We start from the raw sequence: 14,574 nt of genomic DNA, 5'->3' as shown, positions 1-14,574 counted from the left end.
TCATTTATGAAGTTATATTATTTAGGACCATTAGGTACATTTTCACATATGGCAGCACTTAAATATAAGCCAGATGAAATCAATGAATATATTCCTAAGTCAAATTTATACGAAGTGGTTAAAGCAATTGAAGCTGACCCACAGAACATTGCAATTGCCCCAATTGAAAATTCTATCGAAGGTACAATCAACATCATTGCCGATTCATTAACAGAGCAGAAAATCCACGTTATAGACGAATTACATCTAGATATATCATTTTCTCTTTATGTTCAAAAAGGCGCAAAATTAGAAGATATTAAAGAAGTTGTTTCTATCGCCCCAGCGATCAATCAAACATCTAAATTCATTAAAAATCATAACTTTGCATACAGATATTCCGACAGTACTGTTCAAAGTTTAGATGAAATAGATGCACATACTGGCGCTATAGCACCAATTGGTTTAGAAAAATCTAATGACGATGTTGAAGCATTACATGAACACATCGAAGACTATCCACATAATACAACAAGATTTTTAATTTTATCAGCACAAGAAAAACATGTTGAAAAAGCAACAGATAGTATTTTGTTAATTACACCTGACCAAGATAAACCAGGCTTATTAGCAAGTATATTAAATACATTTGCTTTGTTTAATATTAACTTATCATGGATTGAATCAAGACCACTCAAAACGCAACTCGGCATGTATCATTTCTTTGTTCAAGCAGATTGTAGCGCTGAAGATGTAGAAATGAAAAAAGTCATCACAATCCTAAAAACTTTAGATTTTAATGTAAAAGTGCTAGGTAATTTTGATAAGCGAATTACATAAATAAAGAGTTTGAGACATAATTCCTAACTCAAATTAAATAACACCTCATTATACTGATTTATTCAGTAATAATGAGGTGCTTTTTTATAATCTACGATTTTATGCAAAACACTAATCATTCTCGTATAATTTAAGTAAAAATCACAAAAACTATTATTTTTGATTTCTATGTCCTGATTCATATTTTTGTATCCATTCATCTACAGTGACTTTTTCACTCAACTCACCTATTAGAGTATAGGGTATGTTTTTATTGTTTGTGAATCTAATACAACTTTTCCCCATATTTAATTTAGTTGGTACTTGTTCTTTGTATCTATTCTCAAACCAATCTTTCAATTCATGCATCCCATATAACCCCATATGATATAAGGCAATATGATTTTTTTGAGCACCAACACTAATGAATGGAAGTGGTTCGTCTACTCTATTTAAATAACCTTTTGGATATTTATCTAAAGGTACTACAAATGTCGGCATACCGTATTGCATGACTAGTTCATAGCCTGGTGGTAAATGTGTTTTGATTGTATTTAGCAAATGAATATATGTTTCTTTTTTCTTTTCATCAATTTGTTCAATATAACGGTCTATGCTATTCATCATGTCCTCCATTATAATTAAATATGAATAAGGTTCTCAACTTGATCTTGTTTGATATTACTTAAATTACGGTTATTGTATAAATAAATATCTGTCGTCTTAATGAATTTAATATTATTTGAAGACTCTCCTTCAAAATGATTATTATAAATATAAATATCTTTATTCATAACGTCTTCATAACTTTTAATTAAAATACTTGGTTTACTTTTAATATCTTTAAATGTATTATCACCTATCAATATAGTTGACCCTGCTTGTCCGCCTCTATTTAATTTATGGATATCTAATGAATATTTACCTGTTGGTACAGCTAAATATCTTACGCCACCCTCACAATTTATAAATTGATTGTGTGTAACAGATGAATCTTTTGCTTTTAATAGAGTAACTGCGAAATCCCCTAACCCTTCAAAAGTATTATGTTGAATATTTATATCCTCATAAAATACATCATACATACTTGCATGAGATCCAACTGCTCTATTCCAAGGTAACATGTTTGGATCACCTGAATTTCCAAAATAACAGTTTTCGATCAGTGCATTTTTAGTTATCGTACCATCTGTTGCCCCAAATTTAGGAAATGCACCTTCTGTTTGAATATCTATTTGAACTGCTTCACTAAATAATCTCGTTCCACTATCGTCACGGAATCCAAGAAACTTACATTCATTTACATAAAAGCCATCTAAGCCACATGCATCAATCGCATGTCCACCAACAACATTCTTAAATGTCACATTATGTATTTGAATATTGCGTGCATGACCAATAGACATGATTGTGTTATTTGTATTATTTGTATGTCCATACGCATCAAATGTCCCACCGATAATATTGATACTACCGTGACCATCGTAGCCATAGTATTTTTTCAATCTATGTCCGTTTTTCAGCATAGCTGTAGGCGATTTTCTGATTAACACAGCTTCATCATGTAAAATAAGCGTTGTATTCTCATATATCACTAATTCATAAATAATATGATAAACACCTTTAGGTATATAAACTGTTACTGGTCCTTTCTTAGCTTGTAATAAAGCTAATTGAATACCCACTGTATCTGTAATTCCACAACCACCTTTAGCACCATAACGATTTACATTAACAATATGCTTCATACTTCATAACCACCTTAATATAGCGTATACTTGCATGTATATTTATATTACACTGAAAACATTTTATAAACAATTAGGGGGAATATAATTGAAGAAAGCACTCATTATCGTTGATTATTCAAATGATTTCGTTGCGTCAGATGGTAAGTTAACATGCGGAGAACCTGGTCAAGAAATTGAACAAAATATTCATCATAAAATCGAAACATACAACTCGAATGAAGATTTAATTTTTTATTTAATGGACTATCACCATGAGAATGATCCATATCATCCTGAAACAAAATTATTTCCACCTCATAATATCGTAGGCACAGAAGGTAGAAATTTATATAACTCATTAAAGCCTCAATACGATTCAATCAAGCATTCTAATCATGTATTTTGGATAGATAAGACAAGATATAGTGCATTTTTCGGTACAAATCTTGATAGTTTATTAAGAGAACGACATATTGATACTGTTGAAATTGTCGGCGTTTGTACAGATATTTGTGTGTTACATACTGCTGTCGATGCTTACAATTTAAATTATCAAATTATTATTCCTAAGAATTGTGTCGCTTCTTTTAATCAAGCTGGGCACGATTGGGCGCTTACACATTTTGAAAATAGTATAGGCGCAGTTGTAGAATAGACAAGGTGTTCATGTTAAAATAAAGTGACAGAATATTCAAAGCAAAAGGAGAAATTACATTGGTAAACACATTTATATTTGGACATAAGAATCCTGACACAGATACAATTGCTTCAGCATTAGTAATGGAAGATTTACAAAAAGAACTTGGAAATGACGTTCAAGCAGCAAGACTTGGAGACGTTTCAGACGAAACACAATTCGCATTGGATTATTTCAAAGTTCAAGCACCTGCATTATTAGAAACACCTTTAAAAGGTAAAGACGTTATTTTAGTAGATCACAACGAATTCCAACAAAGTGCTGATGATATTACAGATGCTACAATTACTATGGTTGTTGATCACCACCGTATCAGCAATTTTGAAACAGCAGCTCCATTATATTACAGAGCTGAACCAGTTGGTTGTACGACTACAATCCTTAAAAAAATGTACGAAGAAAATGGTATTGAAATTAAACCTGAAATTGCTGGTCTTATGATTTCAGCTATTATTTCTGATACATTACTATTTAAATCACCAACATGCACAGAACAAGATAAACAAGCTTGTGAAGCATTAGCTAAAATTGCCAATGTTGATTTAAATGAATATGGTTTAGAAATGTTAAAAGCTGGTGCTTCAGTAAAAGGTAAATCACCTGAATTCCTTTTAAATATGGATGCTAAATCATTCAACATGGGTGATAAAGTCGTACGTATTGCACAAGTTAATACTGTTGATGTAAACGAAGTTCTTGAAATTCAAGAAGACGTTGAAAATGAAATCAACGCAATTATTGCTAAAGAACAATATGACTTATTTGTATTTGTTATTACAGATATCTTAAACAGTGACTCAACTGCTATTACTTTAGGTAAAGAACAACAAGTCGTAACAAAAGCGTTCAACACTGAATTAAATGGAAATGTCGCTGTATTACCTGGCGTTGTTTCTCGTAAGAAACAAGTCGTTCCACCTATTGATGAATTATTAGGTAAATAATTTATAAGGAGTGTGCTTTAAATGGAAATCAAACAAGGTACAAACAAATTTTATGTAGGCAATTCTGAGAATGATTTTGAAGCGGAAATCACGTATCAAGACTTAGATGGCAAGACACTTGTGGTCGATCATACATTTGTAGATCCTTCACTACGTGGACAGGGTATTGCTAGAAAATTGGTTGATGTTGTTTTTGAAAAAGCAAGATCTGAAGAGAAAGTAATTGATCCAGTTTGTCCGTACGTTAAAGATGTTATGACTAAAGATGAAAGCACACACGATGTATTAAAGAAATAATCAAAAAATCCTGACGAAATGATATTATTTCGTCAGGATTTTTTATATTTCTGTACTTTCTAATAACCGTTTAAGCAATGATTTATATTGAGGCTTTGCCTTTTCTTCTGTGCACGTATTCATAGGAGGATATTTTAAATCTTGAGCATCTTTATATGTTACTTCATCAATATAATTTGATGCTTTTTCGTAGTCATAACAACTCGGAAATGCATACTTATGATTAAAGTGATCAACGACCACTCTTGATGTCGAAGATGGATTTTGTTTAAACGGCACAAATGCCACGACTAACAATAAAACGATAATAATCACAGCCGTAATGATGAAGTACTTTTTAGACATTAAATTGAACTCCAATTTGCTGTCTAATTTCATCTAATACTTTAATCGTTTCTAATGATCTTTGATGTGTATTAATAGATGACTCTACCTTATGATTCTGTACACAATTAATAAATTCAATTATTTCATCTTTCATTGTTAACGGTGAATCATTATTATATTCTTTCTGTAATACACCTTCTCTATTAAATACTTTTATATTTGAAGGTGCACTTATTTTATCAATTAATACATAACCATTTTCCCCTACTATTTCTGAAGGGCTGGGGCGGTCACATATTTTCGAATAACTAATCGTTGCTTGGAAAGTATGATAATCCAATATCGCATTACCTTGTCCATCTGCACCAGTATCTAATTTAAAACCATTTGCTTTAATACTTTGTGGCATACCAAACAAATGTATCATCGGTGCTACAGCATAAACACCTAAGTCCATTAAAGCGCCGTTACCTAACTCAGGTTTAAACGCATTTTCTATGATGCCTTTTTTATAGTTATCGTATCTTGAAGAATATTGGTGATAATGAAAATCAGCATATCTAATTTCACCAATATCAATTTGATCATTTGTAAATTCTACAAATGGTGGTAATAATGTTGATTTCATCGCTTCCATAACAGTAACATTATATTCATAAGCAAGTTTAGATAATGCTTCAAATTGCTCTTGCACAATTGTCGCTGGCTTTTCGATTAAGACATGTTTTTTATTTTTAATCGCTATTTCTGCTTGTTTAAAATGAAACGCATTTGGTGATGCTATGTATACCGCTTCAAAATTAGGTGATTGACAAAATAACTCTAAATCTGTGAACGTTTCAGTAAGTTGATGTTTCTCCTTATAATAGTCTGCTCTTTCTTCAGTACGTGAATAGACAGCATAAGGTTCAAACGCTTCAACTTCTAAACCATTCTCTATAAATTTATCACTTATCCAATTGGTACCTATAAATCCAAATCTCATATTATTTCACCTTTTCGTTATTTTTTTAAAAATAAAAATTTCATAAATAAACACTTCGCTTTTAATTATAACTATTGTTAAAATATAAACAATAGAAGTATAAAGGAGACATCCATATTGACTATCGCGACTCAATTCGAAAACTTACAATCACTTTTTGATAGTGATGTAACAAAAGATATTAAATTTAGAAAAAAACAGTTAAGAGCACTGAGAAAATCTATTAAATCAAATGAAAGTGCCTTAATTTCAGCATTGCAACAAGATTTAGGCAAAAATTCTGTTGAATCTTATGCTACTGAAATTGGTTACATTTACAAAAGTATCTCTTTCATGCTAAAAGAAGTCAAGAGTTTAGCAAGTAAAAGAACCGTGAATACACCTGTGTTTTTATTTCCAGGTAAAAGTTACACAATTAATGAACCATATGGCACAGTCTTAATCATCGGTCCGTTCAATTATCCGTTTCAACTTGTAATAGAACCTTTAATTGGTGCTATTGCTGCAGGGAATTGTGCAGTTATCAAACCTTCAGAACTCACACCAAATGTTAGTGTTGTGATAGAAAAAATTATACATGAAGCATTTAATCCTGCATATGTATCTTGTATAACTGGCGATCAAACCGTAACTGAAGAACTGTTAACTTACCCATTCGACTTTATATTCTTTACTGGTTCTACTAAAGTAGGACAAATCGTTTACGAACAAGCTAGTAAACAACTGATTCCAGTAGCACTTGAATTAGGTGGAAAGAGTCCAGCAATTGTAGATAAGACTGCAAATATTAAAGTAGCAGCAGAAAGAATCACATTTGGTAAATTCATTAATGCCGGTCAAACATGTGTAGCACCAGATTATGTCATCATCGACGCATCGATTAAACAACAATTTATTAAAGCAATTCAAACAACTATTCGAGAGTTTTATACGTCATCAGCACAAAATAGTGAAGATTATGGCAGAATTGTAAACGAACGTCATACAGATCGATTAGTGAATTTACTTAATCAAACTAATGGTGACATCGTTTACGGTGGTAGCTCGGACAGAGAGAATCGCTATATAGAACCGACTATTGTCGATAATGTTAAATTCGATGATATTCTAATGGAAGATGAAATCTTTGGTCCAATATTACCTATTATGACGTATGAAGCATTCGGCGACGCCATTCAATTTATCAAGAATAAACCAAAGCCACTATCATTATATTTATTTAGTGAAGACGAAAATCATACTGATGAAGTCGTAAGAAGAATATCATTCGGTGGCGGTTGTATCAATGATACACTTTTACATTTAGGTAACCATAACTTACCATTTGGTGGTGTCGGTCATTCAGGAATTGGTAAATATCATGGCAAAGCTTCATTTGAACTCTTTAGCAATGAAAAGAGCATCATGTTTAAAACTACCAAACTAGAAACTGGCGTTCTTTTCCCACCTTATAAAGGAAAAGCTAAATATGTGCGAGCTATGTTTAAAAAGTAATGCAGAAGTGTTACTAACGGCGACATAATTAAATTTAAGCATATAAAATAAGCATATGGTATAGACATTCATTAACGTCTTAACCACATGCTTATTTTTATTTATATTGACTTTCAATGAGCTGCTGCTTTTTATTAAATAAAGTTGGATATGATAAGAAACCTAAAATCACACTCGTCATTGTAGCGCTTGTTAATAACATAAATACGATTAATATTTGAAAGAGTACCGCTTCAATTGGATCTGCCCCACCAATGATTTGACCACTCATCATACCGGGTAATTGGACAAGCCCTATTGTCTTTTGTTGTTCTATTGTTGGTATAACACTAGACTGTATAGAAGTAATAAGTTGCTTATGGATAGCTTGTTTAGGCGTGCCTCCCAAACAAAGAACAAGCTCTATCACATTTTCATTTTGTTTAACTTCTGACATAAATCTATTTAAGAACAATATACTTAATACCATCGCATTACCAACAATCATGCCACTTATCGGTATGATGTATTGTGCTGTTGGTGGTGTTATTTTAAATCCTAATAAGATACCTTGTGTAATGACTTCTATTGCTACAAAAGCCAATAATAATTTCCATGTAATACCTGGTATTTCCAAACCTTTTTTTCGCGCATTTTGTGTTGCCGCACCTATTATGAGCATGATCATTAAAATGATAAAAATATGGCTTTCTTGATCAAATATAAATTGTAATATATACCCTACAATTAACAGTTGAACAAATGATCGAATAGCTGCAATTAATGTATCTTTCTCTAATCCTAAATTAAAACTTTTCGAAATAACTATCGGAATAATTATAAAAATAAACATTAACACAATTGATGTTATACTCATATTAATTTTTCTCCTATAAAGCTTCTGACGTTTGGTTGTTCTGAATTTTTAACATTTTCAGTTGTATCAGCTTGTTCAACTTCTCCATTGATCATGACCCATATGTAATCGCTCATTCTAAAAGCTTGATTAATATCATGTGTAATCCATATCATGGTAACTTCGTGTTCTTTAATAATTTTTTGCAATAGCTGTTCAATTACACGCTTTGAGTTTCTATCTAATGCCGATGTCACTTCATCTAGCAATATCACTTTAGGTTTATTAACGAGTGAACGTGCTAGTGATAACTTTTGTTTTTCTCCACCTGATAATTCTTTACTATTTTTATTCAAAAAAGTTTCTGGCAAATCGACTATCTTCAAATAATATTTAGCTTCTTCATCTGTCATTTTTTTATTTTGTAGTATTAATGGCAGTTCTAAATTATCTTTTACAGTTCCTTTAATCATCGTTGCTTCTTGAGAAACCAATTGTACTTTTCTTCTAAGTTCCATTGGATTATATGTTTGAATAGATTGTTGATCTATTAATATTTCGCCACTTGTACTAGACTTTAACAAATTAATTAAAGAGAGCAGTGTTGATTTTCCTGCACCTGATGGCCCGATTATAGAAGTGAGTTTACCTTTATAAATGTCACCTGTAACACCTTTTAAAATAAGAGACCGTTCTATTTCATATTCTACATTTTTAAATTGGACTGCTATACTACTTTCCAAATAAATCATCTCCATGCCTTTACAATTTTCTGTCTTATAAATGATTTTATACTTTTTCTAAAAATGTTCAATATGACATTTGTAAGATAATAAGAAGAGACTGGGACAAAATGTAATGTCTCAGTCTCTTTCCACATCTTCCTAATATAAATCTGTTCTTAAACTATTGAAAATAGGAATGGCTTCTCGAATTTTTTCTTGCGAATCAAAGTCTATATCAACGATTAATGTATCTTCATCATAGTATAAACTGTCGATTAGTGTTCCATCTGGTGCATATGCTAAACTGTGTCCACCAAATTCATTATCATCACAAGTACCTACACTATTACAAGCAATAATATATACTTGGTTCTCAATTGCTCTAGCACGTAATAATACTTTCCAATGATCAATTCTTGATTTCGGCCATTGTGCCGAAACAAAAATTACTTTTGCATCTTCTAAAGCTAGTGAACGCGTTAATTCTGGGAATCTTAAATCATAACAAATAATCGTTCCCATCTCTATTTCATCTAACTCATATACAGTAGATTTCTTACTACCTGAAGTTAAGAAATGATGTTCATTAAACATTGGCACAAGATGTGCTTTGTCGTAAGTATTAATGCACTTTCCTTCATTATTGACGACAATTGTTCGATTATAAATTTCATTTCCTTTTTTATATGCAATTGAACCAGCAACAATATGTTTGTGGATTTCTTTTGCTTTTTGCTCTAAGAAAGGTAAAATTCTTTGACCATCTTCATCAGCAAGTTCGGTTAACTCATTTAATCGATAAGAAGTATTCCACATTTCAGGTAACACTGCTATGTCAATTTCATCATCTAACTCATCTAACCATTGATTAATTTTTTCAATATTTTTTTCTGGTTCTCCAGGTATTACATGCATCTGATATAGTGCTATTTTCAACGTTCATCACCTACCATTATATAAATTGAACACAAACGCCTTCTGCAGCTTTTTGTTCGTTCTCTATTTCTGTCAGCTTACCAGTTTCTTTATTTCGACTAAATAATACTAAATTATATGAATGTTCATGTGCAACAACTATAAATGAATCACTTGGTGTGATATTTAAATCTCTAGGCCAAGTTCCACCACTTGTTACAATTTCAACTAATTCAACATTTGCACCATCACCTAATATTTTATAAACAGCTATACTATTATGTCCTCTGTTAGAAACATAAATAAACTGACCATCATGGCTTAATCTAACAGCAGCAACTTGTGAATTTAAATCAAAGTCTTCTGGAATCGTTAATAGTGCTGGACTGATTGTCGCAAACACTCCATTTTTATATGACAACACTTGAATCGTATTGCTCAGTTCATTTACTAAGTATGCGTAAACACCACTTGGATGGAACGCAATATGTCTTGGACCGCTTCCAGCTTGGACTTCTAATGTTTCATATAATTCCAATCCTTCATCAGAGAATTTAAATGTTCTGATTACATCTGCACCTAAATCAACTGTAACGATATAATCTAAATCTGGTGTCTGTTCTGCAAAGTGAATATGGCTACCTTCTTGTCTTGCTTCATTTGGTCCATGACCTTCACCTTTATACACATCTATTAATTCAATAATTTCGCCATTTTCAGCGTTTAATTTATAAAGTCTTACATAACCACTACCATAAACAGCTTCAAATAAATATTGACCGTCTTCAGAAACTGAAATATGACAACCCGTTCCTTCTTGTGAAGCTAAGCAATCATTTATATATGTTAAGCTACCATCTTCATTAATATTAAAACTTGCAACACCGCAATCATCGCCATCTCTTTTAATAGCATATAAAAATTGACCATGTTGTGTTAAATATGTAGATGCTTCAACTTCATAACCAACTTCAACCTTCTCGATTGTTTGATCATTCTCATCAACATCAAAACGATAAATCCCTTTTCCTTCTTTCTTCGTATAACTACCAATATAACCTTTCGTTTTCATAAAATTAAATTCCTCCCTAATTTGTTCTTTAATATCATTCTACATGAAAACGCTCAATAACTATAATAAAAACGCATACCAAATGGTACACGTTACAATATTTATTATATGAATAACCACGTATCAAACACAGCAGATATTTAAGTAAACAACCCATTAAAAAGTTCCACTAACCAATTAAAAATACTACAAATAGCATTGACGATATCGCCTGCCATAAAGGATCCTCCTTTATATTTAAACTTTTTAATTTATCATAAAAAATTAAATATTCACTAAATATATTATAGTATTTCAATAATAGAATTTTATATTTTCCCTAAGTCGTTAATTTAAGTTCTTAACTGCATTAAAATTATGTTAAAATACAAATATATTATAAATTCAAACAGTTAGGCATTGAAATAATACAGTTAGGCAAAAGAAGTAAAATGTAAATCAATATGTTCTATAATCATAATGAAGGAGGGGCGCTATGTATCAACCTGTCCAAACACAAATAGATAAAATTGCTGCAAGTCTTCAAAATTCAAATAATCTAGATCATGTTAGTTATTTAAAGGTAAAGTATGGACTAGAAGTATTTGTAGGGAATATGATGAAGACCATAGTTATATACGGCGCTGCCCTTCTATGCCATATATTTTTATACACACTTATTGTACATCTTAGTTATTTTGCCATTCGATATTTCGCGTTTGGCGCGCATGCTAAGTCCACATTTCTATGTACGATACAAAGCCTAATCATGTTTGTCGTTGCACCACTTATAATCATAAATGCCAACATACCCTATTGGCCATTCTTAGCCATAGCGTTAGTCGGATATCTTATCATTATAAAGTACGCACCAATGCAAACAAAGAAACACCCAATATTAGGCAAATGGAAAAAAGGACTTAAACTAAGATCAATCCTAGCAGCAACAATTTTGATAGTATTAACTTTATTCCTTAAAGAACCCTATCAACAATTAGTATGTTTAGGATTAATCTTTGAAGCAGTATCACTATTACCTATATTTTACAAAGAGGAGGAAACATTATCATGAATTTATTATCTAGCCTATTTTCAAAATCAGTATCAAATATCCTTTCAGCAATCGGTGAAAAAGCGGTAATTAGAGGTTGTAACGTATTCTTAGATGAAACAGAAGTACCACAAGAATTATTAAACGAAAACAATAAGTAATATATAATTTGGGAAGTGTAAGTATATGGCACAATTATCAATTACAGAGACTATTATATATGGTTTGTTTCAAACATCATTATTTGTAGTTTTATTATCACTAACTCAAAACTATCGATATTCAAAAAGGGATTATGTCATCCTATTATTAGGGTACATGATCCCTTCTCTTGCTTTATATTTTATAGTTGGTGTAGCATCTATAATATTTGTTATAACTTTTTTGGGAGTCTTTTTCTACTTTAAATTTAGAATATTTGGGATTATAAATACATTACTGGTCATAATCATTTCAGTAGTTTCAGATTATTTATCATCCTTATTAATTAGACTCATCTTTAATATAGAGCCTTCTGCAATATCAACACATGTATTTTATTTTGTCTTTCATTTTATAATCTCAGTATCAATAGCGATTATAATAAGACAATTAATGAATAGACTTAAATTAAGCTATTTATATAACAACCGTATTTACCTACTATTGTTAGCAGCGTTCTTAGGTCTTTCTTTTACGGTGTTCTATGTATACATGCCAAAGTCTTACAATACTGAAAAAGAGTTTGAATTCCAAACTTTATTTTATGTGATTTATGTATGTGTTGCTGCTATTTTTATTATTTTAATTTCTTTCACGGTTATTAGAGAGATGGCTTTGCAGCGTACGAAGAAAGAAATCAATCAGTATTATAAGTATACGTTGCAGATTGAGCAGATTAATAATGAGATGCGAAAGTTTCGTCATGATTATGTAAATATTTTAGCGACGTTATCTGAATATATTAGAGAAGATGATATGGATGGTTTGAGAACTTACTTTGACCAAAATATTGCACATCTTCATGATGATATGAAATTAAATGCGATAAAAATTAATGGTCTTCAAAATTTACATGTTAGAGAAATAAAGGGTTTATTAACGACGAAAATTATTCAATCTCAAGAACAGAATATCAATATTAGTGTTGAGATTACTGAACAGATTGATCATATAAATATGAACATTGTTGAATTAAGTAGATGTATTGGCATTATTATGGATAATGCAATTGAGGCCTCTGAGTTTGTTGATAATCCAACGATTCAAATTGCATTTATTAAAAATGAGGAATCGATTTTACTTGTATTCATGAATAAATGTTCTAAAGATACGCCTAAGGTACATAAACTATTTGAAAATCATTATTCTACTAAAGGTCGTAAGCGTGGTATTGGGTTAACTACGTTGAAAGAAATTACTGAGAAGACAGACCATGTTTTCTTAGATACTTTTATTAATAATCAATACTTTATTCAAAAGCTTGAAATTTTAAATGATAGCAATGAGGAAGTGATTCAATGAAAATCATCATTTGTGAAGATGACCCGAAACAATTAGAGCGCATGCAGACGATTATCAATAATTATATTATGATTGAAGAAAAAGAAATGTCTATTGAACTAGCAACACGTGATCCGTATGAATTGTTGGAGCACGTTAAATCTTCAAATGATATAGGTTGTTACTTTTTAGATATTCAATTAGATGCTGATATTAATGGTATTACATTAGCAAGTGAAATACGTAAGTATGACCCTATTGGTAGTATTGTTTTTGTCACAAGTCACAGTGAACTGACTTATTTAACATTTGTTTATAAAGTTGCTGCGATGGATTTTATTTTTAAAGATGATCCTGATCAACTGAAGACTAGAGTGTTAGATTGTTTAGACACTGCATACATAAGATTAGGTATGCTTTCTAAAAATACAAACGTTGAAAAGATAGAATTAACGAGAGGTAGCAATTCAGTATATGTTCAATATGATGATGTTATGTTCTTTGAGTCATCATCAAAATCGCATCGACTAATTGCTCATCTAGACAATAGACAAATTGAATTTTATGGCAGTTTAAAAGATTTATCTAATTTAGATGACCGCTTCTTCAGATGCCATAACAGTTATGTCATTAATCGTAATAACGTTGATACTATTAACACAAAAGATCGTGCAGTATATTTTAGTAATGGTGAGCATTGCTATGCATCTGTACGAAATATAAAAAAAATATAAACAAAACAGCGTACATGATTTATTTCAAATGTACGCTGTTTTTTTATTAATGATTTTCTTGTTATTCATGATTAATAGCATTTCTAAATGATTCAATATCTTCTATGTAATATTTCACTTCGCCGCATTGTAAACATACTGCTGCTTTCGGTATTGCAATCGCTTTGTTTAAAATATCTTCATTCTCTTCTTCTTTTATTAATCTAACATCAACTAGAGTGCCTGGAACATTCGTACGAAGATCATCTACCATTTCTTGATTACAACTTGCACATTTCATATAAGACATCCCCTTTTAGATTATGCTCGTTCTGATTATATTTTACTCTTTTATTTTATCACTTGCAAAAAGATTCAAGCGTCCATTCTCAAAAGTTTTGAATGACATATATATAGGAAGATTTTAGTTGTGTTAAAAATTTTATATAAAAATCATAAAATAATAGTGGAATATCTATCGAGTTTATGGCATAATGATATCAGATGATCATCTAATAAATTAAGAGATG

At 31.0% G+C, this 14,574-nt stretch carries 18 protein-coding genes; 9 read left to right on the top strand and 9 right to left on the bottom strand.

The genetic code is table 11. The features are described from left to right. The first annotated feature begins 6 nt into the window (after positions 1-6). The gene (locus LQ611_RS04145) at positions 7-819 is read left to right on the top strand and encodes a prephenate dehydratase (protein WP_025905111.1); all 813 of its coding nucleotides are present in this window, start codon (positions 7-9) and stop codon (positions 817-819) included. Positions 820-972: 153 nt separating this feature from the next. Here the strand turns inward: LQ611_RS04145 and LQ611_RS04140 are convergent, their stop codons facing one another. Both LQ611_RS04140 and LQ611_RS04135 read right to left on the bottom strand, forming a co-directional pair. Further along, the gene (locus tag LQ611_RS04140; protein WP_308192882.1) at positions 973-1,425 is read right to left on the bottom strand and encodes a DUF1801 domain-containing protein; all 453 of its coding nucleotides are present in this window, start codon (positions 1,423-1,425) and stop codon (positions 973-975) included. 14 nt (positions 1,426-1,439) lie between these two features. Then, complete coding sequence (locus LQ611_RS04135; RefSeq protein ID WP_119493904.1) at positions 1,440-2,546, bottom strand: pectate lyase family protein; 1,107 nt, start codon at positions 2,544-2,546, stop codon at positions 1,440-1,442. A gap of 88 nt (positions 2,547-2,634) precedes the next feature. Here LQ611_RS04135 and LQ611_RS04130 point away from each other — a divergent pair, with 88 nt between their 5' ends. From LQ611_RS04130 to LQ611_RS04120, 3 genes are read left to right on the top strand one after another with little or no spacing between them, the layout of a single operon-like run. Next, positions 2,635-3,183, top strand: a complete 549-nt coding sequence (locus LQ611_RS04130; RefSeq protein ID WP_103360863.1) for a cysteine hydrolase family protein — start codon at positions 2,635-2,637, stop codon at positions 3,181-3,183. 59 nt (positions 3,184-3,242) lie between these two features. Continuing rightward, on the top strand, positions 3,243-4,169 hold the full coding sequence (locus LQ611_RS04125) for a manganese-dependent inorganic pyrophosphatase (protein ID WP_119625741.1): 927 nt from the start codon (positions 3,243-3,245) through the stop codon (positions 4,167-4,169). A 21-nt stretch (positions 4,170-4,190) separates the two neighbouring features. After that, positions 4,191-4,466, top strand: coding sequence for a GNAT family N-acetyltransferase (locus tag LQ611_RS04120; RefSeq protein WP_119493902.1), 276 nt, complete (start codon positions 4,191-4,193; stop codon positions 4,464-4,466). 42 nt (positions 4,467-4,508) lie between these two features. Here the strand turns inward: LQ611_RS04120 and LQ611_RS04115 are convergent, their stop codons facing one another. Together LQ611_RS04115 and LQ611_RS04110 are read right to left on the bottom strand one after the other, a co-directional pair. Continuing rightward, entirely contained in the window at positions 4,509-4,811 is a 303-nt protein-coding gene (locus tag LQ611_RS04115; RefSeq protein WP_025905105.1) for a hypothetical protein, read from the bottom strand. Further along, positions 4,804-5,778 (bottom strand): Gfo/Idh/MocA family protein, encoded by a 975-nt coding sequence (locus LQ611_RS04110; protein WP_107572641.1) that lies wholly within the window; start codon positions 5,776-5,778, stop codon positions 4,804-4,806. Before LQ611_RS04110 ends, LQ611_RS04115 begins: the two co-directional genes overlap by 8 nt. A 114-nt stretch (positions 5,779-5,892) precedes the next feature. Between LQ611_RS04110 and LQ611_RS04105 the strand changes: the two genes are divergently transcribed. Next, positions 5,893-7,272, top strand: a complete 1,380-nt coding sequence (locus tag LQ611_RS04105; RefSeq protein WP_374229763.1) for an aldehyde dehydrogenase — start codon at positions 5,893-5,895, stop codon at positions 7,270-7,272. A 97-nt stretch (positions 7,273-7,369) separates the two neighbouring features. On the opposite strand, the gene LQ611_RS04100 is transcribed toward LQ611_RS04105, so the two are convergent. The 4 genes from LQ611_RS04100 to pglS all read right to left on the bottom strand — a co-directional run bounded on the left by LQ611_RS04100 (position 7,370) and on the right by pglS (position 10,819). Then, positions 7,370-8,128, bottom strand: coding sequence for an ABC transporter permease (locus LQ611_RS04100; RefSeq protein ID WP_025905102.1), 759 nt, complete (start codon positions 8,126-8,128; stop codon positions 7,370-7,372). Further along, positions 8,125-8,859, bottom strand: a complete 735-nt coding sequence (locus tag LQ611_RS04095; RefSeq protein ID WP_232152932.1) for an ABC transporter ATP-binding protein — start codon at positions 8,857-8,859, stop codon at positions 8,125-8,127. Before LQ611_RS04095 ends, LQ611_RS04100 begins: the two co-directional genes overlap by 4 nt. 132 nt (positions 8,860-8,991) lie before the next feature. Beyond that, a complete protein-coding gene (locus LQ611_RS04090) occupies positions 8,992-9,768 on the bottom strand; it encodes a carbon-nitrogen family hydrolase (protein WP_103360858.1) in 777 nt (258 codons plus the stop codon). Positions 9,769-9,784: 16 nt separating this feature from the next. Beyond that, complete coding sequence (gene pglS, locus LQ611_RS04085) at positions 9,785-10,819, bottom strand: 6-phosphogluconolactonase (RefSeq protein WP_025905099.1); 1,035 nt, start codon at positions 10,817-10,819, stop codon at positions 9,785-9,787. Between the two features lie 475 nt (positions 10,820-11,294). Between pglS and LQ611_RS04080 the strand changes: the two genes are divergently transcribed. From LQ611_RS04080 to agrA, 4 genes are read left to right on the top strand one after another with little or no spacing between them, the layout of a single operon-like run. Beyond that, a complete protein-coding gene (locus tag LQ611_RS04080) occupies positions 11,295-11,870 on the top strand; it encodes an accessory gene regulator AgrB (protein ID WP_103360857.1) in 576 nt (191 codons plus the stop codon). After that, positions 11,867-12,010, top strand: coding sequence for a cyclic lactone autoinducer peptide AgrD (gene agrD, locus LQ611_RS04075; RefSeq protein ID WP_077152221.1), 144 nt, complete (start codon positions 11,867-11,869; stop codon positions 12,008-12,010). Before LQ611_RS04080 ends, agrD begins: the two co-directional genes overlap by 4 nt. Positions 12,011-12,035: 25 nt before the next feature. Beyond that, entirely contained in the window at positions 12,036-13,352 is a 1,317-nt protein-coding gene (gene agrC / locus LQ611_RS04070; protein WP_025905097.1) for a quorum-sensing sensor histidine kinase AgrC, read from the top strand. Beyond that, on the top strand, positions 13,349-14,065 hold the full coding sequence (agrA, locus tag LQ611_RS04065; RefSeq protein WP_119493900.1) for a quorum-sensing response regulator AgrA: 717 nt from the start codon (positions 13,349-13,351) through the stop codon (positions 14,063-14,065). The genes agrC and agrA overlap by 4 nt, the downstream gene beginning before the upstream one ends. A 61-nt stretch (positions 14,066-14,126) precedes the next feature. Here the strand turns inward: agrA and LQ611_RS04060 are convergent, their stop codons facing one another. Further along, complete coding sequence (locus LQ611_RS04060) at positions 14,127-14,345, bottom strand: hypothetical protein (RefSeq protein ID WP_025905095.1); 219 nt, start codon at positions 14,343-14,345, stop codon at positions 14,127-14,129. Positions 14,346-14,574: the final 229 nt, after the last annotated feature.

It is taken from the genome of Mammaliicoccus sp. L-M44 (assembly GCF_022386355.1).
Taxonomy (GTDB): Bacteria; Bacillota; Bacilli; order Staphylococcales; family Staphylococcaceae; genus Mammaliicoccus; species Mammaliicoccus sciuri_A.
This window is presented reverse-complemented; position numbering and strand designations above follow the sequence as displayed.

What these genes read in the sequence shown, in the direction of transcription:
- agrD (WP_077152221.1), top strand. Translation starts at nt 11,867, where the DNA reads ATGAATTTATTATCTAGCCTATTTTCAAAATCAGTATCAAATATCCTT.
- agrA (WP_119493900.1), top strand. Translation starts at nt 13,349, where the DNA reads ATGAAAATCATCATTTGTGAAGATGACCCGAAACAATTAGAGCGCATG.
- LQ611_RS04060 (WP_025905095.1), bottom strand. Translation starts at nt 14,345, where the DNA reads ATGAAATGTGCAAGTTGTAATCAAGAAATGGTAGATGATCTTCGTACG.
- LQ611_RS04110 (WP_107572641.1), bottom strand. Translation starts at nt 5,778, where the DNA reads ATGAGATTTGGATTTATAGGTACCAATTGGATAAGTGATAAATTTATA.
- LQ611_RS04080 (WP_103360857.1), top strand. Translation starts at nt 11,295, where the DNA reads ATGTATCAACCTGTCCAAACACAAATAGATAAAATTGCTGCAAGTCTT.
- LQ611_RS04135 (WP_119493904.1), bottom strand. Translation starts at nt 2,546, where the DNA reads ATGAAGCATATTGTTAATGTAAATCGTTATGGTGCTAAAGGTGGTTGT.
- pglS (WP_025905099.1), bottom strand. Translation starts at nt 10,819, where the DNA reads ATGAAAACGAAAGGTTATATTGGTAGTTATACGAAGAAAGAAGGAAAA.
- LQ611_RS04120 (WP_119493902.1), top strand. Translation starts at nt 4,191, where the DNA reads ATGGAAATCAAACAAGGTACAAACAAATTTTATGTAGGCAATTCTGAG.
- LQ611_RS04145 (WP_025905111.1), top strand. Translation starts at nt 7, where the DNA reads ATGAAGTTATATTATTTAGGACCATTAGGTACATTTTCACATATGGCA.
- LQ611_RS04115 (WP_025905105.1), bottom strand. Translation starts at nt 4,811, where the DNA reads ATGTCTAAAAAGTACTTCATCATTACGGCTGTGATTATTATCGTTTTA.
- LQ611_RS04095 (WP_232152932.1), bottom strand. Translation starts at nt 8,859, where the DNA reads ATGATTTATTTGGAAAGTAGTATAGCAGTCCAATTTAAAAATGTAGAA.
- LQ611_RS04140 (WP_308192882.1), bottom strand. Translation starts at nt 1,425, where the DNA reads ATGATGAATAGCATAGACCGTTATATTGAACAAATTGATGAAAAGAAA.
- agrC (WP_025905097.1), top strand. Translation starts at nt 12,036, where the DNA reads ATGGCACAATTATCAATTACAGAGACTATTATATATGGTTTGTTTCAA.
- LQ611_RS04100 (WP_025905102.1), bottom strand. Translation starts at nt 8,128, where the DNA reads ATGAGTATAACATCAATTGTGTTAATGTTTATTTTTATAATTATTCCG.